The organism is Microcoleus sp. PH2017_05_CCC_O_A (assembly GCF_020738785.1).
Lineage (GTDB): Bacteria > Cyanobacteriota > Cyanobacteriia > Cyanobacteriales > Microcoleaceae > Microcoleus.
In genome coordinates this window covers 1-19,369 of the sequence record NZ_JAEQCB010000113.1, presented here as the reverse complement: position 1 = coordinate 19,369, position 19,369 = coordinate 1, and the positions used below count along the sequence as shown (strand labels likewise).

Here is a 19,369-nt window from a genome sequence, read left to right as displayed (position 1 = left end):
GGCTGATGCCCGACATCACTGCTCGACATCAGCCTTAACCAGTGGCCCCCAGTTAGAGACTCGATAGTAATCATGTCTGCGATTGACTACCGGACACCGACCGATAAACATATTAAATTGGTACCAAGCGCCCCATACGTGCTTTCTGGGGTTCACCCCCAGATAGGCGGACACGGGGCGCGGCAATCTTTCACTTCCATTCATTCCTCTTCTAGCAATAGCTATTGCAGCACTAATATCCGAGGACAACCCATACATCCGAGCGTATTTAACCAATCCGATTAAACTGGTGTAAGCCGGATTGCGAGTAAATAACGAAATGCCTCGATTGGATAAAATTGACTCCAAAAGCTGATAAAAACGACTGTAAGCCCAGTTCGATAGCATCCGAGCATATTTTCTTCCTTTCTCCCTTAACTGTGATTTCTTACCAGTAAAATCTAATGATTCGCAAACAATCGGGCAAGCAAACGCAGTAGCTAATTCAGCTAGCTGCAAGATAGCACCTACAATTTGAGCATCTTGTTTGCCGCGAGGTAAACCCATCTGCATAGCTATTTTACCTCTTGAGCTTAAATTACCTTGACCGTCGATATATGCCCAACCAATCGAGTTCGGATTGAGGTCAATGCCAATGCAACCGTACTCGATCGATCGGCTTACTTGTTTTACTGGTAATGGGGTAAATTGTACTGCTACTACCCAACGGTTGTCCTGGCGGTAAAAGTGCCAGGTTTTAGCACCAGCCTCGGGCAATCGATTCAGATTTCTGTCAAAATTACCGATGGCTGAAGTGACATATTTGCCAAATTTAGCCTCCAGGCAATTAGGCACTCTAAATTTCAGATTTTTGCCATCCCACTGGCAAGCTTGATTGCCATAACTTTCATCCTTCGACCCCACAATGAATAGTTCTCTTGAGTTGACCTTGACTCTCAGTGGTGCCACTTTCAGGTGGGCGAGGGTTTGAGTTAATTTGTAGATGTATCTTTTCTTGTTGTGGATGGCAAATTTCAGGTTATACCAGTTGGTCTTGCGAGTTTTCCTGTCGCTCGCTAGGGGGAAATTACACCCGCTTGAAGAGTGCTGCCAATGCCGTTTGGCGTAAAATTTTTGGGCCCCTTTTAGTTTACGTTCTGCTGCCTTTAACCAAGATGCAGCGGATTTAAGTCTAGATGCTAATTGGGACAGATATCTAGTTCTCGCTTTATATGCTGAATCTACTTTGCCGGATGATAAAGCAATTACTCCGTTGGCATGACGTTTGTTGATGCCGTAGGTCTGTTGTAGATGAGTATTCCAACTAGATTTATTGAATTTGATTTCTCGATTTAATAAATGGTTAACCGTCTCGATTGTTGCTCGATAAAACACTCCTGAAAATGCCGTTAAAAAACACTCAAATTCAGTATAACCTGCGGGGTTAAGTTCGGCTTCGGGAGTTGGTAATCCTTTACAGTAAGTGAGAGTCGTCATAACTTGATAAATTAGCTGCCTTGATTATGAGTGAAACTAGACATTAGCTGCTCTAATTGCAGAAAATGTCTAGTTTCGTCACGAATTGTCACGTTATTGTTGGACTGTTCTGTAACCCTATTTTAACTGCTGCTCTGCGACTAGCCAACTGGGCCGCCAACTGTAACGCTGCTGTCATGCTAGAGGCATCGGCAATTCCTTGACCTACAATATCAAAAGCTGTGCCGTGATCGGGAGATGTGCGGACAAAGGGTAAGCCAATTGTAGTGTTGACCGCTTTGTCGAAAGCCATCAATTTTACTGGAATCAAGCCTTGGTCGTGGTACATTGCCAAGTAACCGTCGTGAGCTAATGAGGCTAAGCCGTACCAAACTTTAGCCGGTTTTACCCACATGGTATCCGGGGGGATTGGCCCGTCTAATTGCACTTGGGGAAAACGATCGCGCTGCGCTTTCAACCACGGTATCATCCAGTCTTGCTCTTCATTTCCCAGTTTGCCATTTTCGCCGCTGTGAGGATTTAAGCCAGAAATCGCTATTTTTGGTTTTTCTATCCCAAAATCTTCGCGCAAACACTCGATCAGCAATTCTAGTTTTTCACTCAGCAACTCTGGAGTCAAAGCCTCGGGTACTTGACGCAGAGGAATATGTGTGGTAGCAAGTAAAGTTACCAGCGTCCAACCGCTGTGGGGAGATGTGGCGGCAAACAGCATTCCGAACCGCTGCGATTTCGACCTTTCTGCCAGAAGTTCTGTTTGTCCGGGATAATTGTAACCTGCGGCTTGCCAGCAAGTTTTGGAAATGGGGCCGGTGACGATCGCACAAAATTCGCCGGCAAGGGTACGGGCGATCGCCTTTTCCATATACTCAAAGCTAGCCGCCCCACTAGCCGCATTCCCGACACCGGGGATAATGGAACCCCACTTGCTGTCTGGTTCGATATCAATAATGTTTAATGTTGCGGGATTTGCTGCTGTTGTAGCCCGATCGATCGATCGCAACCGATCGTAAGTTTGTTGCAAAATCATCCTCGATCCAAAAACCGTCACCATCAAAGCAGCAGCCGGATCTGCCAAAGCCTTGAGAATCACTTCCGGGCCAATTCCTGCCGGATCTCCCAGAGTTACAGCTAGTTTTGATTGCCGATCGAGACTCAAGGCAGTTTTCTCCCCAAAAAATACAGCAATTTCAGCAGTGAGATTTTAGCATTCATGTAGCTGGTTGCCCCAAATTATATTATTATTTTTATCTAATGCGATCGTCCAATTAGGCATATACAATCATGAATCCTGAAATTTTCAATGCAGCCTTTTTGTCCTTTTCCCTAATTTTCGTGGGTATAGGCGGAGGCTTCCTCCTGCTCAAACTGCAAGGCGGCGAAGAATAAATTTTTGTAACAATCATTCAGAAGTCTTCTAGATCAAGCCTTCTAGCTTCTGCGTGCCACCCAAAGCCAGCGTGCTGCTTAGGCTCTCAAGCCAAAAATGAGAAAAATTCAGGTTTTTGTTAAGTTTTTATAAAAAACATAACGAAAACCTGATACCATCTTATAGAAAGTTTAAGATTCATAAATTAATCCCTAGATGACTTTATTGATTGTAGGAGCCACCGGCACCCTCGGCCGTCAAATAGCCCGCCGCGCCCTAGACGAGGGCTACCAGGTGCGTTGTTTAGTCAGAAATTACAGAAAAGCGGCCTTTTTGAAAGAATGGGGCGCCGAACTCGTACCGGGAAACCTTTGCCAGCCTGACAGCTTAATTCCTGCATTAGAAGGCGTCACTGCTATCATCGATGCAGCAACAGCCAGCGCAGCCGATTCTGTCAGCATCAAAAGAGTAGACTGGGACGGAAAAGTATCGCTGATCCAAGCAGCAGCAGCAGCAGGCATCAAGCGTTACATATTCTTTTCATTTCTCGACGCCGAAAAATATCAGCAAGTCCCCTTGTTGGAAATTAAGCGCTGTACTGAGCTATTCTTAGCAGAATCCGGTCTAGACTACACAATATTGAGACCTTGCGGCTTTTTGCAAGGACTGCTGAGCCTGTACGCAATGCCAATTTTGGATGGTCAGGGAGTCTGGTTGCCCAACAAGCCGTCAGCCCTTGCTTACATGAACACTCAGGACGTTGCGAAGTTTGCCGTCCGAGCTCTTACCGTTCCCGAAACCGAGAAAAAAAGCTTTCCGGTGGTGGGAAATCGCGCTTGGGATGCTGAGGAAATCGTGCGGTTGTGCGAGCGGCTTTCTGGGAAACAGGCCAAAATCACCCGCACGCCAGATGCCTTGTTGCAGGCTACCCGTCAATTTGCTAAGTTCTTTCAGTGGAGTTGGAACGTAGCTGACAGATTGGCTTTTTCAGAAGTTTTAGCAGCCGGAAAACCCTTGAAAGCTCCGATGGATGACGTTTACAGTGTCTTCGGATTAGACCCTAAAGAAACTACAACTTTGGAATCTTATCTGGAAGAATACTTCAGTCTGATTATGAAGAAGCTCAGGGAAATAGAGTACGAGCAGCTTAAGACTAAAAAACGGAGTAAACAAAAAATGCCTTTTACATTTTAAAGTGCCGAAAGCTGGGATTATATACAACGACGTTAAACCAGTCTCTTGTCGCATCGCCGAAGAGTTGAAAGACAAGCTGACTGCCCGCGGCTGGGAGGTCTGCGCGGTTTCCGGTGCCGGGGGAATTTTGGGCTATTCTAGTCCCGATCGCCCCATGTGCCACACTCCGATCGACCAACTTGTCCCCCCCGGTTTTGACAGCGACATGGAGTTTGCAGTGGTTTTGGGTGGCGACGGTACGGTGCTGTCGGCATTTCGCCAAGTTGCTCCCATCGGAGTGCCGCTGCTGACTGTCAATACCGGTCATATGGGCTTTTTAACAGAAACTTACCTAAACTTGCTCCCGCAAGCTTTGGAAAAGGCGATCGCCGGAGAATACGAAATAGAAGAAAGATCGATGTTGGCCGTGCGGCTGTTTCGAGACAACGACTGCCTTTGGGAAGCCCTTTGTCTCAATGAAATGGTACTGCACCGCGAACCGTTGACTTGTATGTGCCATTTTGAAGTGGCGATCGGCCAGCACGCCTCTGTGGACATTGCCGCAGATGGGGTAATTATCTCGACTCCGACTGGATCGACAGCCTACGCGCTGTCAGCCGGCGGCCCTGTAATTATTCCGGGAGTCCCAGTGTTGCAGTTAGTCCCTCTTTGCCCGCATTCAATGGCTTCTCGGGCTTTAGTATTTAGCAATACTGAGCCGGTGAAGATTTTGCCGGCAAGTCCGAACCGCCTGGTAATGGTGGTAGATGGGAACGGCGGCTGTTATGTTCGGCCTGAGGATTGGGTGCAAATTGAGCGATCGCCCTACCCAGCCCGCTTTGTTCGGATACAATCTTTTGAGTTTTTCCACATTTTGCGGGAAAAATTGGGCTGGGGCTTGCCTCACATTGCTAAACCGAGTTCCGTTGAATTGCCTTAATAGTTGTTGGTAATGAGCGGAGTGTAGCGGAGAATTAAAGTCCCGTCTTTTTAGGGGGGCTTTTTCTTCGCTTTCAGGTTTCTAAGTTTTTGTGCAGGATAAGGCTCGATCGGAATCTTCTACGGAATCCTTAATTCTCGATCGAGATTCCGAACCATCTCCAAGGTGAGGCAGCGTTTGCGAGATAGCGTTAGTGCGATCGAACATTTTTGGTTTAACATCCCACCCATTACCTATTCCCCATTCCCTAAACCACCGCTGCGATCGAGAAAATCAGTAATCTCCTGATAAAAAGCCTGTCCCTTTCCCCTGCTGCTACTTGCAGTCACCAATAATCTTAAAACTTCCACAAGCGAACTAATCGTAGCATCAAAAATCAACACATAAAGCTGGCTCAAATCATCTTGATTCTGTTGCCCGTATGCCAAAGCATTAATATAATCATTGCGGATTTGGTTGTCAATCACCACAATCGGATAGCCAGCACGGATTAACAGTAAATTCATTAATAATCTAGCGCTTCGACCGTTCCCATCGCGAAAAGGATGGATCGAAACAAACCGATAATGGGCAATACTGGCATATTCAACCGGATGGAGACTTAAAGCCACTTCCGAATTGAGCCAACTCGCAAAATCTCCCATTAATTGAGACAGTAAATAGTGAGGAGGATAACGATAATTTGTGCCAGCAGCCATCACATCCAGAGTGCGATAACTACCCGCTTCCTCCGGGTTAATTTTGCGGAGAATAAGATTGTGAATTTGCTTAATTTCCCATTCATTAATTTCCGTATCTTTTTGGGCTAAATTTTCAATATAATCGATGGCCTCCTTATGTCCAATAACTTCTAAATGTTCGTCAAGGGTTTTGCCCCCCACAGTAATGCCCTTCGTTAAAACTAATTCCGTTTCACTTTGGGTTAAAGTATTACCCTCAATGGCATTTGAGTTATAAGTAAAGCGAACATCATAGAGCTTTTTGAGTTCGGCGACGAGGGTGGAATCGAATGGTCTAAACCCATCTAGCCAAGCTTTTAGTTTATCGATTCGTTCTAATTTAAGCCGATAATTCATGATTAAATAGTTGTCGATCGAAGAGGTTAATGAAAATTCCTTTTGTTTACCTAAAATAATTACCTTTTGAATGAATTTATCGTATAGTTGAGTCTCCATCTTTGAAAATACTCCCCCATTCCCTAAAACGGCATCTCAATCCCCAACTCCTGACAAAACCGACGAATCAGGCGATCGTTCTCCTGCATTGTGCGATCCATAGATTGTAACTCTAAGGCGATCGGTCAAAGTCTTCGATGTCCAATCGCCCTTAAACTCAGAAATCACAACACAAGAACATTTTTACTCTTCTTCATCATTATCCAAAAGCTGTTTTAAAGAATCAAAATTTTGTTGAGAACTGTGGCGAACGCGGTGAATTTTAACCATTCTAGTATTTTCATTTTCTACGATACTAAATAACTGTAGTTTAGACTAAAAAATGAGTACAGCTAAAAGTAGCCACCTTTGAATCTCAGGCAAGCTGTTGCTTAAAAACTCAAGAGGGATCAGATTAAATAGCTAATCTTGAAGACTTTTTGCGCCGAGAAACCCGTTTTTTGACAGTGGGATAGCATGGTGCCTTAGTTCGTACCCTTCCTTTTTCCCAGCCGGGGGATTTTCCCCTATGTTTAGGGATTTTTGTAGGAGTACCAATGTCAACTAAAAGCGAAAACATTGATTGGGCAACACGTCCAGGGGTTAAATTGATATTAGCAGATTGCCAAGGAAGTCTATTCTCGATTACTAAATCTCTGGCCAGCCACAGTTGCCAACTCATCAACGGCATTAAATCACTCCAACGCTCGGATTGTTCAGGGGTTCTCAAATTAGGCAATGTCCAATGCAATCTTTGCTTGGCAAACCTATACCAATGATCGACTCCAAAACGTCGTAAATATTTGAACCAGACTATTTCCAAAGGTAGAGTTCGTTCTCCAACCCAAGCCAACCATAAGGGTGGAAACGGCTGACCATTTGACATGGGCTTCATTCTTTCCACCAGGATTAAATTGACTTTTTGTCCAGGGGCGCGATAAAAATGCAAGTCAATCCATTGTTTGACTCGGACTTTTCCCAAATCTGGATGTTCATCAATTTCAATCTCTGTATTCGCTTGAAGCCATGTGGTTGGGTCATTGAGTCTCATTTTTTGACCATGTTTGGGTGGTCTACCGCGACCACTATATGCTGGTGGTGCTGACCATAAGCAGGCATTTTTTCGGACTCTCATGGTTGCAATCAGCAGGGATGTCCGCTTCTGTTAGTGCCAGTACCCAGCTTGCATTCCCATATCCAGCATCTAAAACTGCTAAAACTGGATTGACACTCTGTTCACAGACAAGTTTAAGTTGGGAAGCTGCTTGAAGTATGGGTGAAGACCCGCTACTAATTCTTTCATGGAGCAGGGGTAATGCCCAACTTCCTTTTTCTTCAGGTATCCACGCAATGGTACTGTACCCCTGCCCCACAATTACACCTCTTTGATATTCATGGGTTCTGTCTTTTAATGTTTTGGCATCTGCTCTCTCCCATGCAGTGTGGTCAATTGCTACTAATATGTGTTCTGTTGGGGGTGTTTCTTTCTGTAATTGCTTCAGATACAACTCCATGAGTTTTTTCCGGTCTGGTCTTGTGTCTTGTAACGCTTCGTAAACGCTCTTGCATTGACGAAGAGAATAATGGATTGAGCGAAAATTCCGCGAGAGATGACGCATTCGGAGTGGTCATCACTGCATCCATCAGCTCGAATGTTGCATCATTGGCTTTCACCAATAAATCGTATGCTGCTTGACGAAAGTCCTTTAATCGTTCACTGTTCATTTAAGGAGTGGATAGGTTTTATTTTTCACCCTCATTCTCTCCCAGCGCGGTGGCTCTAGTTCTTCTTTTGCCACCGTTCTCATCTTTGGTTAGTCTAAACTACAGTAAATAAAATACGATATTTAAGGGACAACGACTAGGAAAGCTTTCCAGTTTGAGCATTATTTCATAACAGCCCCTAACCCAACGATAGGATTTTTCAGGAGCATTGAGCTTGAGCCACAAAAATATATTTTCTATGTCATGAATAGCAGTAGGAGATATCTCAACTCGGTAGGTCATATTTTTTTTGAAGCTCTTCAAAAGCTTGATGAATAGAAACCCCTTCGCCTCGATCGAATTCCCCTAAGCTTTGACGAATACCTGCAAGAGTTTCAAGAAGTTCTAACCGATTAAGTAGTTTTTCATAACTTTCCGCATCCTGAAGCACAGCAACCGCTTTACCATTAATGGTAATTACGATTGGTGTTTTATCTATTTCAAACTGATGAAGCAACTCAGGAGCTTCCTGTTGAAATTGGTTCAGGGGACGGCTACGGGAGAGGTTAAGCATGGTGTTCACTTTTTTTGAGTGTTGTTAACAATTTAGCAAAAGTTATTTTTTATTGCCTAAATTATAAAAGCACCAATTTTCTGTATGTCAAACTCTCGATCGAGCTTCCAAATCATCTCCAAGGTGACTCTATTCCGTCCGTTCCACTGTGCTGTTAGCTGGCTGGCTACTAGGCGATGCTTCTAATTTCTGCCGAATTGCGGCCTGAATTTTTGCGTCAAAATCGGGATCGCTTGGGCTTGCAATGATTGATTTCGGACGCTGACTGAACCTGTCTAAATATGCCTGACAAGCAGCTCGATCTTGGCGATTTTCCAGAAAGTACCGTCTCAATTCGGCATCGCTCATAGCCTCAAAATTCACTTGGCTCATCAGAATACCTCCCCATTCGGTACAATTTCAAACTCAAGGTCTTCACCATATCCAGCTAGAACGTATACGTTTCGAGTACGACGATCTATACAAACCAGATGAATCGGTTGCAACATGATGAACGTCAACTGATAGCTGACGCGATATAAACTCTCTAACTGAGCAGTAGTTGGCATTTCGGTCACTCACTCCACCTACTGTCTATTTTAACTGTTCCGAGTTCAAATGAACTCATCAGTTTACTTTACTGTTGTTGGAATGGCGTTCTATTGTGGTTAAGCGGGGGTTTGTGCTACTCATAAGGCGGAAAGGAGAATCTTCGCCGGAATCCTTAATTCTCGATCGAGATTCCGAATCATCTCCAAAGTCAGGGAGTGTTTGCGAGATAACGACCCCATTTTAGCTTGGGAAATTGTCTTAAGCAGCCTAAAAAACCTCACGTTCTCAAGGTTACTGAAGACCACCATTACTATAAATCAGTTGTCTGTTGATCCATCCGCCTTCTTTGGAACACAGAAATCTGACTAGATTAGCGCAATCCTGTGGCATACCGACACGATCCAACAGAGTGATGGATTGCACATCAGTTTTGAGTGCTTCGGACATCCAGCCAGTATCAGTCGCACCTGGATTTATTACGTTCGCAGTGATGCCCAGCGACCTAAATTCCTGTGCCGAAGCGAGTACGATCCGATCCATAGCACCCTTGCTGGCACCATAGGGGAGATTGCCTGCGGTATGGTCGCTGGTAATCGAAACAATACGACCAGATCCAGTTTCCCCTCGGAATCTCTGACCAAACTCTTTGATCAATAGCCAAGTAGCACGGGCATTGACGGCAAAGTGTAAGTCAAAGCTCTCAACTGACGTGGATAGAATATCACTATCAACTGAATGGCAATGAGCAATAACCATTGCCGTAACGTTTCCCAGGTCATGCTCAACAATATCGAATATGCGCGAAGCAGAATCAGTCAAGGATAAATCAACCTCGATCGCTGTGGAGCGCACACCGAATTGCTCAAGTTTGTGGCAAAGTGACTGAACCTCTTTCGGATCGCTGCCCCAAGGCATTGACGCATCGTATGGCTGCCAATAGGTCAGAGCGACATCCCAGCCTGATTTTGCTAATTCTTTGGCAATTGATGATCCGATGCCAATAGTCCGACTTGCACCAGTTATAAGAACTATTGGTCGCTGGGTCATACATTTCTCCACAAGTAAGAATGATAAGTCGATCGCACACCCTGGGCGATCGGCAAAATCGACACATCGATCGCAACTGCTTCACGCACGAATCACTGTAATTAACCGACCCATTGGGCTAGTCTGAATTTCAGTTTTCAGCCGTTCTTCTAATTCCAGTGCATTCTCACGGCGATCGAATATCACCAACCACCCTTCATCTTGCCCCAATCGAGCCAAATACCCATCCAACTGTTCCAACCCTTTACTCAACGGATCGACTTTTCGAGTTCGCCAAACCTTCAGTTCAATTCCCAATGTTACCTCACCATAACGCAGGCATAAATCCATTCTGTCGCGCCCGATCGCATATTCTCTCTCCAACGTTCCGCCACCATTAATCACCCGATGCAGAAACGCCATCAGCACTAAATGCGGCGCAATTTCGGGGTAAGACGCACTTTTGAGTAACGGTTCGCCATGTTGCAACCAAAATTCTAAAAAAGTTTTCAGTAAAGCCTGAGTATCTAATTTACCTTCTGATGTCAACCAACTCGGTGCAATTTGGGGCAGAGAGGCCATTGGAGTTACGGTGAGGACGCGGGGCAAAACTTCGCGATAAATTGGATTGGCGATCGTCAATCCACCCTGAACGTCCATCTTACACAAACCCAAATCGATTAAAAACTGAATATCATCATTGGGGATATTGCCGAGTTCCAAACCCGCCAACATCGGCTCGATAATTGCTTTGACTCGGTTTTCTCTGAGTCGTTCAGCCAAGCTATCCAAATGCGTATCTTGTCGTTTTATCAGAATTTCTTTAGCTTCTAAAATATGTTCTGGTGTAATTTCTATAGATTCATCTGTTACTAATTCTTCGACGATTTCTTTGGCTAAAGCATTCACCAACCAAGGTTGTCCTTGTGTTAATTCAAAAGCTAAGGCTACGGCTTCTGGTGTAAAAACTTGTCCGGTATCTTGGGTATGTTGCCCGTAGAGTTCTGCGACTTCTGAGGCATTAAAATTTCTGAGCGTAATCGATCGCACTTTAATATTAAACGGACTGGATGTATTTAGGCGATCGCTACCACCCGCAGCCACTTTGTAATCGCGAACATCCCGCAAACCGATTAAGCCCACCGATTGCGGAAACGCACGAGGACGAGAGGGATAACCATTGCGTAATTGACGCAAAACCGATAGCAATACTTCATTTTGGAGCGAATCAATTTCATCGATGAAGACTACTAAAGGGCGAGGTGAAGTTTGTGCCCACTGCCGCAAGGTTTCTTCAATTCCTTGTCCCACCTCCATTTCTTGTTTTGGTGGTGGCTGGAGCTCCGGTGGCAAATAGACTCGCGCCTCACTTCGCCAAGAACTTAAAATGACCGCTTGGGCTTGTTGTGGATTGTCATTAAAGGGCGAACCTAACTCCACGGAAACCACGATCGCAGTGTACTGTCCGCTGTCAGTGAGTTGCTTGGCCAAAGCCAGCATTGCCGTGGTTTTACCAATTTGTCGGGGTGCGTGGATGACAAAATAGCTTTGCTGAGCAATCAGTCGCTCTAAATTCGGGAGGCGTCGGGTTGCCGGCAACATATAGTGAATGTTATCGCGGCAAGGGCCAGCGGTATTGAACCAACGTGGCATAGGTCAACTGGGGCGAATGGGGCTGCTCTCAGTTTACTTTACTGTTGTTGGAATGGGGTTCTATTGTTGTTAAGTGGGGTTTGTACCGACTCATCGGGTGGAAATGAGAATCTTAGGCGGAATTATTAATTATCGATCGACATTCCGAATCATCTCCAAAGTCAGGCAGCGTTTGCGAGATAACGATTGAGTTCAACGGCGGTCAGTAACCTTGGCATCCCTACCGATTATCTTTATTCCGCCGTTGCAACGATTTGTTAGATAACTACCACTTCACATATTGTGCTGTCAGCTTTTTGAAATCACTATTCAATACGCAGCGACCATTCTTCTCTATTTGAGTTATCAAATAGTCAAAACATTCAGCTAATCTTGCATTAACTACGCTTTGCTTTATCATTTCTAGGGCTAATCGAGCTTGTTTTCTACATTCGCTGTTTTCTAATTTCCGTTGTATCTCATAATGAGTGAGTGTGCTTATAGCAATGGGTGAATATTTGTCACCTAAAAGAGAAAGCAAATTGTCATAGTATACTTTTCCTCTGGGTGATACACCATTGCAGTAACTAACTCCTCGACCAATCCGACACATCAAAACTACTTTCACTAATTTTCCTGCATAGTTTGGAAGAATATCTGATTGCCCAGCGATATATGAGGCGACAGAGTCAGCGACAGGAGCTTCATGATGAAAATTATCCCAACCATTATGTTTAGCTAGAAGCTGCTCCAATAAATCGTCAACAATTCCTGCTCTTTCGCTTGGGGAACGATATGGATTTCCCCCTACAACCTGGAGAAACTGCTCACCCAATTCATATTTATCTTTATGAAGATTAGTATTATATCCCTCAAGAGTAAGCCCTAACTTATATTTGGGTTCATCTAAACAATTTGTCCAAATAGAGGGGGCTATTAAAGAAATATTTTTCCTTACCTGAACATCCGTCTCTATAGATACAAATATCCCAAAAACAGTTCTAAGTATATTTCCGCATAGATGGCTAGGTAGTTCGGATATTTTTAGCTCAATTGTTTTTTGAGTTGCATTATCTATAGGTGTATTATAAGTTCTTAAGTTTTTAATAAATGCTTGTACCTGAAGTGCTGCTTCAGTTGGTCTATCTCTTAGGACATCTTGAATCGATGTTTGTAACCATCCAAGCAGTTCAAAAGCGTTAATTGTATAGTTAGTCGGATGAGAAATTCCTATGTCATTTCTCATCTCAAGAATATGTTTTAACTTTTTGTACGTTGTGTCAGAAATAAGCTCAAGCTTTCTACAGGTGTCTAGTAAAACTGAATCTTTAAGAGAAGCGAGATCTTCTTCTTTTTCGTAAAAATCTCGGCTTTTACCCCCTACTGCGGCATCAAAGAAAATATCAATTCCGTATGCAATAGCTTTCTTTCTTAAATCCAGAGTAACTTCATTCCATACTGCGTTGAGTGCGTAGTCAAACAACCCAAATCCTGCGCCAACTACAAACTTAGATAAGTAACGTGCGTCTCTTTTAATGTCATCAGGAAGTGACTGAATGTAAGTAGGTAAATTTTGACCAATAATTGCTCGTTCTGGCTGATCCGCAATGATGTTATCTGAGGGAAGCCCCATTTGTTTTAGAAAAGCCACAACCATTTGTGCTTGTGGGTCAATTAGTTCTGCATAGCTAACCTTTTCAATTTCGTCCATAGTACCTTTTTGCTATCTAGCTTATAATTGTATCGCAGTTGCGGTAGAATACTGGATATAGTCAATAATACCGCAGCTCAAGGATGTATGTCAACCCCTTCTTACTCCCCATCACAATCTCCTTTCCTAGATCGAATTCGCCGCACGATTTAACTCAATCACTGAAGCCGTCGCACTGAAAAAACCTATCTATATTAGATTTTAGATTAGAGAGCATTTAGAGTCGATCGCACACCCTCGGCGATCGGTGCATTATGATAAAGCAAGCAGCGATAAAGTCTCATCTTCATAAAATAATTCGATCGCCTTAAAATCCCGACGCAGCAAATTTTCAACTTGTGATGTCGAACAGTTTCCAAGTCGAAGCCAAATAACTTTCGGTGGATTCCCAAATACTAAGCTCAGGTCGTGCATATCCGCGTCTTTCGAGACAATCATCAAATCATTGTCTTTTGCATAATCCCAAACTATTGGGTCGATCGTTGCTTTCATGCCCACATCTCGAACATGAAGTGAATTTGGAAAAAGATCGCTCAAACGATTCGGCAACTTGGGCGACAAGTTTTCATCAAAAAGTAATTTCATGCGGATAAGGTAGCGGTCATAAACCGACGCTCACGGTCAGCAGCATAAGCTATACAAGCTTTTAAATCTTCTCGTGTCAAATCGGGAAAATCATCGAGAATTTCTGCTTCGGTCATCTCGGAAGCCAGGTACTCAAGCACTTCATAAACTGTAATTCGCAAGCCGCGTACACAAGGCTTACCACCGCGTTTATTTGCTTCGATCGTGATGTGGTCTCGGTAGTTCATAAGAAACACTCGGTAATACTATTTTTCTGTGAAGCTACATAGAATGTATTCTTTTGTTGTGCTGTGAGTCCAGTCGCCTGGAGCGCATTAGTGATGAGGGAGTTATCGATTTCGATCGTGGTTTTCATAGGTATTTTGGGGTGAGTCTTATCGATCGCACTTTCATCCAATTACAAGCGATCGCCCACCGGCAGCGATCGACATCTTTTTTTTTTAATTAAATCCTTTTGTTACTGCCGATCGATCGCATATTCTCACATATAACGAAGTTCAAGTGCATTGCAAAAGCTACTCAAGCGATTCAGCAAAGCATTGTAGTAGGGATAAGCATCATCTCGTTCATCTTGAAGGCGGGCATAAAGAGTCAATTCTGGCTCTGCGGCCAGACGATCTTTAGGAACATCTAAGCCCGCTTCGGCTAGGCGAGTTGCCGCGATCGCGACTAACAATGACCCAATTGTATTAGTTTTACCATGATGAAGATCGTTCAGTCCAGGTAGAATTAGCTCTGCTCCCGGCAACTCATTTAAGTTCATAACTGTCCATCCTCTATGTTACTTTCAAAACGTTTGATGAAGTTCTCAACTCTGCTTCTGAGCGCATCAGGATTAAGAGAGGGAAATCGGATTAATTCGGGTGCAATACTCTCAAAACTATTACGCAGTTCTTCTAAGGAAAATAATTTCTGTTCGTACATGGCTTGAACATCTTTAATGTCCCGATCGAATCCCCTGGATATTTTGGAGAGTGCTTGGGCTATAAAGTCATAGTGATAAAACGAGATTTGACCGTATTTGCCAATGAAGATACTCCTGTCGCGCCACCCCGGAATTGTGGGTAAGAAATCCTGTGGGGAAGCCAGTTCGATATTAATATTCAATTCTTGTTTGATTTTGGCGATCGCACCAAAAATGCCTGGGGGTTCAGGATCTAGACGAATATCGATATCAATGGTCGAACTCCGCCATCCAATCAGTAGGGCACTAGCACCACCCGTAAAATAGATGCAGCCTGAACCCTGAGCCTCTCTGCCCAAGACTTGCATCAGTCGTTCTATCTTCTGAGAATCAACATTCGGACGCATATGCTGCACAAATATTTTAAACGGTAACAGATTTCTTAGAACTCTACATCAATATTATTACATCGCCCTCTTAATAATAAATTCAAGATTGCTGCTCGAAAACAATTTCTTCATAAAATTGCTCGATCGCCAAACTCAACCCAATACTTCTAAGCTCCACGCGATCGCCCGATCGATAGCTCAGAATCAACCAATCCCCTGCATCATTTTTATGATAAATATCGATCGCCATCTCATCCGAACTCACCAACACATAATCGACCAAATTCGGATTGCGGCGATATTTTTCAAACTTTTTGCCGCGATCGTAAGCCTCGGTACTATCCGATAAAACCTCAACAATTAAACAGGGATAGGTAATATATTGAGGGCTAGAATTATCTCGCCGATCGCAAGTGACACTCAGATCGGGATAGGTATAGTTGCGAGTATTGAGGATATTTACGCGGCAGTCAGAATTGTATGTTTTACAACCACTACCCCGCAGATGGGGCTTGATCGTCACTAAAAAGTTTCCCGCGATCGCACTATGATTTTGCGTGCCCCCACTCATCGCACATACGCGACCATCGATTAGCTCGTGCCTTTCTAATTGTTGCTCCTCCCAAGCAAAATACTCTTCAGGCGTAAAGTACCGCTCCTGCTCTCTAGCTGCAATCATAACAATCTCCTAATTTAAAAGTAGTAATACCAACACGCTCACCGGACGTAAATCACCTTAGTTTTATGATATATGTCAACTTTTAAGGTGTTGTTTCTGGGGTGAGGTCGAGGTTGCGATAGACTTGTTCGATCGCAAAACTAAGATTGATGCTTTTTAGTTCGATAGTGTCACCTTCTTTGTAGTTAATAATGATCCATTCACCAGCATCATTTTTATGATACAAATCCATTTCGATACTGGTGGAACTAACCAATAGATAATCTTGTAAGACAGGGTTGCTGCGATACATTCTAAATTTACCACCGCGATCGTAAGCCTCAGTGCTGGGAGAGAGAACTTCAACGATTAAGCAGGGGTAGGTAATGTATTGGGTTGTGGTTTTATCGCGATCGTCGTACGTTACACTTGCATCGGGGTGGATATAGTTTTTGGTTCCGACAATGTTGACTCTCAGATCGGAGTTTCCTGTTTCGCAACTGCTGTTTTCTAGATGATTGGAGAAGAGAGTTGTGAGTCTGACGGCAATGCGACCATGATTGACGCTACCGCCGCTCATGGCGTAGACTTGGCCGTCGATATACTCATGCTTTTCTAGCTGCTTTTCTTCCCAAGCAAAGTATTCTTCTGGGGTTATGTGAGGAAAGTTTTCTTTGGCGGCGATCATTTTTTTAGGTAATGGATGGTAGGCAATGGGTAATGGAGTTTATTTCTATTCCCTATTTTAGTCTCGCACAAACATTCTTGGAACCGACGAGAGGTTCTGAAACGGGGAAGGTTCGGCCTTGTATCATTGTGACGAATAATGTTTACAATCCGCGTGTCCCTCCGCCACTTTATGATCGCTATCACCAGCCCATTGCCAGTAGGGGTAATTCATGAATTGCCAGTAGGGGCAATTCATGAATTGCCCCTACTCTTCCACGCGATAGCCCAATTCTGCCAAACGGGTGCGGGACTGCCGCCATTTCGGCTGCACCTTGACAAATAACTCCAAATATACTTTACCTTCAATTAACTTTTGAATCTGTTCCCGGGCCGCACTGCCGATCGACTTGAGCATACTGCCGCTTTTACCGATTAAAATACCTTTTTGGGAATCCCGCTCGACGTGAATCGTCGCCAGAATGCGGGTAATCTTCGCTTCTTCTTGAACAATGTCGATCGCGATTGCTACAGAATGCGGCACTTCTTCCCGCGTCAGCAGCAAAATCTGTTCCCGAATCAACTCGCCCATAATAAACCGTTCCGGCTGGTCAGTCACCAAATCTGGCGGATAATAGTAAGGCCCAACCTCCAAATGTTCGATTAACAATTGTTGCAGTGGCTCGACACCCTCGCCCGTGAGAGCCGAAAACTTGACCACTGGCCACTGAGGATTGACAATTTGCTCGTAGGTGCGATCGATCAACACGGAATCCTCCGGTTGTTCGTCCAGCTTATTCATCCCCAAAATCACTGGAATTTTGCAATTGCTGAGAATTTCGATAATATATCGATCGCCCCCACCCGACTCCACCGAACCATCCACCACAAACAGCACCACATCCACCGACTGAATCGCCGCGCGCGCATTCTGCACCAAAACCTTACCCAGTTGGTGATGTGGCTTGTGAATTCCGGGAGTATCGACAAAAATAATTTGTGCTTCCGGCGTCGTCAGGATGCCCCGCAGCCTGTTGCGCGTCGTCTGAGACACCGGCGAAGTAATGGCAATTTTCTGTCCTACCAACTGATTCATCAGGGTGGATTTGCCAACATTCGGGCGCCCGATAATACCCACAAAGCCCGACTTGTAGCCCGCAGGAGCCGCGGGAACACCCATGATTTCCGATACGTCGATAAATTTACTATCTTCCACTAAAATCACCTATTTTCAAGCCCCTTCTCTGTCTATTGTCGCCTGAAAATACTCAAACGCCCATTGATGCACTCTAGCATCTTTCTTCCGCTGGTATAGCGCATAACACTCAAAGGGCGATCGAGCCGTCAACCAGTGTTAAAACGCCACAGGCGATCGACAAAACTTGATATCTGAGACAAAATTTGATAAAGTTCCAATGACATCGATCGAAAATGAATCATTCTGGTAAAATCGAGTCCCCAACGCTGTAACAACTTCAGATGTGTAAATGTCTCACTCAACTGAAACCATTCTACAGTTTGTCAGACCAACCAGTTTGTACGTTTTTGAAGATGTATGGTAATAAATTAGATGGGTCAAAACCAAGATAAAAGTTCATTAGCATTAGATTTTTTATAAATTAAAGCTAATGTTTTTGTCCCTACCTAATTAGTGCTAACCGTCATAAAGTTGAGGAGATGAATCGGATGAAATCGAAATTATTTTGGAGTTGCTGCACCGTATTGGTAGCCAGCTTGCCTATTCCTGCCTTCGCTCAAACAGCCCCTCAAGCAGGTATTGACTACAAAGGCGGCTCAAAGAACTACCAAACAGTACCGGGCAAAATTCCTGAAAGAACTTTACCCAAAGCCTTTGACTTTCCAATTATTACTAATGTTGCTACTGACACTAGCATCACCACGGATCACCTAATTACCGAGCAGTTTCGCGCGCCCGCGACTCGTACAGAATACACCCGCGCTCTCACCACCTGGTCAGAATCAATCAGAGAATGTCTGGGTAAACAGCCCCGCTTGATCCGGGCCAGCACCAAGAACCCGATTCAGATTAATGGCAAAGTAGGCACGATTGTCAGAAATGCAAATAACCGTGCAGTTTGCAAATAAGCGAGTAAGTTCCGCTGTCTGAAGACAAAAACTAGAAAGTGTTTTTACACAAAAAGAGCAATAGTTTTCTATTGCTCTTTTTGTTGGCAAAATGTCAATGAATTAGTTTGTAGTGAGGACTTCAGTCCTTCTTAATTTCTGAGGACTCGCATTCCTCACTACAAACGAGATAATGCAGAAACCTGGTTTTTTCCAAAAATATGCTGTGAAACCTGAAGGATATAGATTTCAAACTATAATTTTCGATTAAGGAATGAGAATTAAATAACTTCGACAGGTTTGTGGGATGGGCGTCCCGCCCGTCCAAAAACGACGGGCGGGACGCCCATCCCACAATAACAATTAAAATTGTAAGTTATTTAATTTGCGATCCTAAGTAGCGCAAAATTCATTCGTACTCAGCAAAATTTCCCCATAATCAGGAATCCAAGCCAGCCACTTTTGGTCGGAGCACTGACACAACAACCACGCTTCGTCAAAACTGAATGCTGTTGGCGGATTGAACAATTTGACCCACATCGAAGGAGCCAATTTTGGTGCAGGTACGGCGCAGCCAAATTTTGCCCAGTCCAAGGCACTCGCGGCGCTGGCTAGCGTTGCTTGCGGTTGCCGACTACGAATATCTGTTTGCAGTTGCATAACTACTCCTGTAGAGCTAAAAGTCAGCACGCCTTGCGGGGTTAGGAACTGTAACTTAATTTATGGACAAAGCTACCCATCCTTGACTATTTGGGTAGCTTTTTGAGCAAATTGTGGCGGCGCGAGACTATTTGC

General features: G+C 44.2%; 24 protein-coding genes. 5 read left to right on the top strand and 19 right to left on the bottom strand.

Annotated features, from left to right (window positions below):
* Positions 1–15: 15 nt before the first annotated feature.
* Positions 16–1,476, bottom strand: coding sequence for a hypothetical protein (locus JGK20_RS23425; RefSeq protein ID WP_293183778.1), 1,461 nt, complete (start codon positions 1,474–1,476; stop codon positions 16–18).
* 88 nt (positions 1,477–1,564) lie between these two features.
* Complete coding sequence (pdxA, locus tag JGK20_RS23420) at positions 1,565–2,632, bottom strand: 4-hydroxythreonine-4-phosphate dehydrogenase PdxA (protein ID WP_293232350.1); 1,068 nt, start codon at positions 2,630–2,632, stop codon at positions 1,565–1,567.
* A 125-nt stretch (positions 2,633–2,757) separates the two neighbouring features.
* Between pdxA and petM the strand changes: the two genes are divergently transcribed.
* The 3 genes from petM to JGK20_RS23405 all read left to right on the top strand — a co-directional run bounded on the left by petM (position 2,758) and on the right by JGK20_RS23405 (position 4,955).
* Positions 2,758–2,862 carry a cytochrome b6-f complex subunit PetM gene (gene petM / locus JGK20_RS23415; RefSeq protein ID WP_172189541.1) on the top strand — a complete coding sequence of 35 codons (105 nt, stop codon included), beginning with the start codon at positions 2,758–2,760 and terminating at the stop codon, positions 2,860–2,862.
* A gap of 196 nt (positions 2,863–3,058) precedes the next feature.
* The gene (locus tag JGK20_RS23410) at positions 3,059–4,036 is read left to right on the top strand and encodes an NmrA family NAD(P)-binding protein (protein ID WP_293197521.1); all 978 of its coding nucleotides are present in this window, start codon (positions 3,059–3,061) and stop codon (positions 4,034–4,036) included.
* 1 nt (position 4,037) lies between these two features.
* Positions 4,038–4,955, top strand: a complete 918-nt coding sequence (locus JGK20_RS23405; protein ID WP_293183772.1) for an NAD(+) kinase — start codon at positions 4,038–4,040, stop codon at positions 4,953–4,955.
* An 81-nt stretch (positions 4,956–5,036) separates the two neighbouring features.
* Here the strand turns inward: JGK20_RS23405 and JGK20_RS23400 are convergent, their stop codons facing one another.
* From JGK20_RS23400 to JGK20_RS23330, 15 genes are all read right to left on the bottom strand, one after another.
* On the bottom strand, positions 5,037–5,162 hold the full coding sequence (locus tag JGK20_RS23400) for a hypothetical protein (RefSeq protein ID WP_293212487.1): 126 nt from the start codon (positions 5,160–5,162) through the stop codon (positions 5,037–5,039).
* 26 nt (positions 5,163–5,188) lie between these two features.
* Positions 5,189–6,130, bottom strand: a complete 942-nt coding sequence (locus JGK20_RS23395) for a Fic family protein (protein ID WP_293232348.1) — start codon at positions 6,128–6,130, stop codon at positions 5,189–5,191.
* Between the two features lie 394 nt (positions 6,131–6,524).
* Positions 6,525–7,160, bottom strand: coding sequence for a hypothetical protein (locus JGK20_RS23390; protein WP_293207344.1), 636 nt, complete (start codon positions 7,158–7,160; stop codon positions 6,525–6,527).
* Between the two features lie 34 nt (positions 7,161–7,194).
* On the bottom strand, positions 7,195–7,728 hold the full coding sequence (locus tag JGK20_RS23385) for a transposase (RefSeq protein ID WP_363319200.1): 534 nt from the start codon (positions 7,726–7,728) through the stop codon (positions 7,195–7,197).
* Between the two features lie 371 nt (positions 7,729–8,099).
* Positions 8,100–8,387, bottom strand: coding sequence for a type II toxin-antitoxin system Phd/YefM family antitoxin (locus tag JGK20_RS23380; protein ID WP_293186934.1), 288 nt, complete (start codon positions 8,385–8,387; stop codon positions 8,100–8,102).
* Between the two features lie 129 nt (positions 8,388–8,516).
* Positions 8,517–8,759, bottom strand: coding sequence for a hypothetical protein (locus JGK20_RS23375; RefSeq protein WP_293186924.1), 243 nt, complete (start codon positions 8,757–8,759; stop codon positions 8,517–8,519).
* Positions 8,760–9,209: 450 nt separating this feature from the next.
* Entirely contained in the window at positions 9,210–9,965 is a 756-nt protein-coding gene (locus JGK20_RS23370; protein WP_293186925.1) for an SDR family oxidoreductase, read from the bottom strand.
* Positions 9,966–10,046: 81 nt separating this feature from the next.
* Positions 10,047–11,597: an ATP-binding protein gene (locus JGK20_RS23365; protein ID WP_293232346.1), complete on the bottom strand. Its 1,551-nt coding sequence runs from the start codon at positions 11,595–11,597 to the stop codon at positions 10,047–10,049.
* Between the two features lie 265 nt (positions 11,598–11,862).
* Entirely contained in the window at positions 11,863–13,287 is a 1,425-nt protein-coding gene (locus JGK20_RS23360) for a hypothetical protein (protein WP_293186927.1), read from the bottom strand.
* Between the two features lie 252 nt (positions 13,288–13,539).
* Complete coding sequence (locus JGK20_RS23355; RefSeq protein WP_293232344.1) at positions 13,540–13,872, bottom strand: DUF5615 family PIN-like protein; 333 nt, start codon at positions 13,870–13,872, stop codon at positions 13,540–13,542.
* Positions 13,869–14,099 (bottom strand): DUF433 domain-containing protein, encoded by a 231-nt coding sequence (locus tag JGK20_RS23350; protein WP_096829650.1) that lies wholly within the window; start codon positions 14,097–14,099, stop codon positions 13,869–13,871. Before JGK20_RS23350 ends, JGK20_RS23355 begins: the two co-directional genes overlap by 4 nt.
* A gap of 254 nt (positions 14,100–14,353) precedes the next feature.
* Complete coding sequence (locus JGK20_RS23345; RefSeq protein ID WP_293199268.1) at positions 14,354–14,635, bottom strand: hypothetical protein; 282 nt, start codon at positions 14,633–14,635, stop codon at positions 14,354–14,356.
* On the bottom strand, positions 14,632–15,183 hold the full coding sequence (locus tag JGK20_RS23340) for a DUF6036 family nucleotidyltransferase (protein WP_293186935.1): 552 nt from the start codon (positions 15,181–15,183) through the stop codon (positions 14,632–14,634). Before JGK20_RS23340 ends, JGK20_RS23345 begins: the two co-directional genes overlap by 4 nt.
* A gap of 82 nt (positions 15,184–15,265) precedes the next feature.
* Entirely contained in the window at positions 15,266–15,844 is a 579-nt protein-coding gene (locus JGK20_RS23335) for a Uma2 family endonuclease (RefSeq protein WP_293186931.1), read from the bottom strand.
* Positions 15,845–15,926: 82 nt separating this feature from the next.
* Entirely contained in the window at positions 15,927–16,511 is a 585-nt protein-coding gene (locus tag JGK20_RS23330; protein WP_293232342.1) for a Uma2 family endonuclease, read from the bottom strand.
* Between the two features lie 11 nt (positions 16,512–16,522).
* Between JGK20_RS23330 and JGK20_RS34640 the strand changes: the two genes are divergently transcribed.
* The gene (locus JGK20_RS34640) at positions 16,523–16,726 is read left to right on the top strand and encodes a type II toxin-antitoxin system PemK/MazF family toxin (protein ID WP_366039373.1); all 204 of its coding nucleotides are present in this window, start codon (positions 16,523–16,525) and stop codon (positions 16,724–16,726) included.
* A 31-nt stretch (positions 16,727–16,757) separates the two neighbouring features.
* Here JGK20_RS34640 and era read toward each other — a convergent pair whose 3' ends face one another.
* Positions 16,758–17,669 (bottom strand): GTPase Era, encoded by a 912-nt coding sequence (era, locus tag JGK20_RS23325; protein ID WP_293193979.1) that lies wholly within the window; start codon positions 17,667–17,669, stop codon positions 16,758–16,760.
* Positions 17,670–18,175: 506 nt separating this feature from the next.
* Between era and JGK20_RS23320 the strand changes: the two genes are divergently transcribed.
* Positions 18,176–18,595, top strand: coding sequence for a hypothetical protein (locus JGK20_RS23320; RefSeq protein WP_293187163.1), 420 nt, complete (start codon positions 18,176–18,178; stop codon positions 18,593–18,595).
* Positions 18,596–18,967: 372 nt separating this feature from the next.
* On the opposite strand, the gene JGK20_RS23315 is transcribed toward JGK20_RS23320, so the two are convergent.
* Positions 18,968–19,234 carry a hypothetical protein gene (locus JGK20_RS23315; protein ID WP_293187164.1) on the bottom strand — a complete coding sequence of 89 codons (267 nt, stop codon included), beginning with the start codon at positions 19,232–19,234 and terminating at the stop codon, positions 18,968–18,970.
* Between the last annotated feature and the right edge of the window lie 135 nt (positions 19,235–19,369).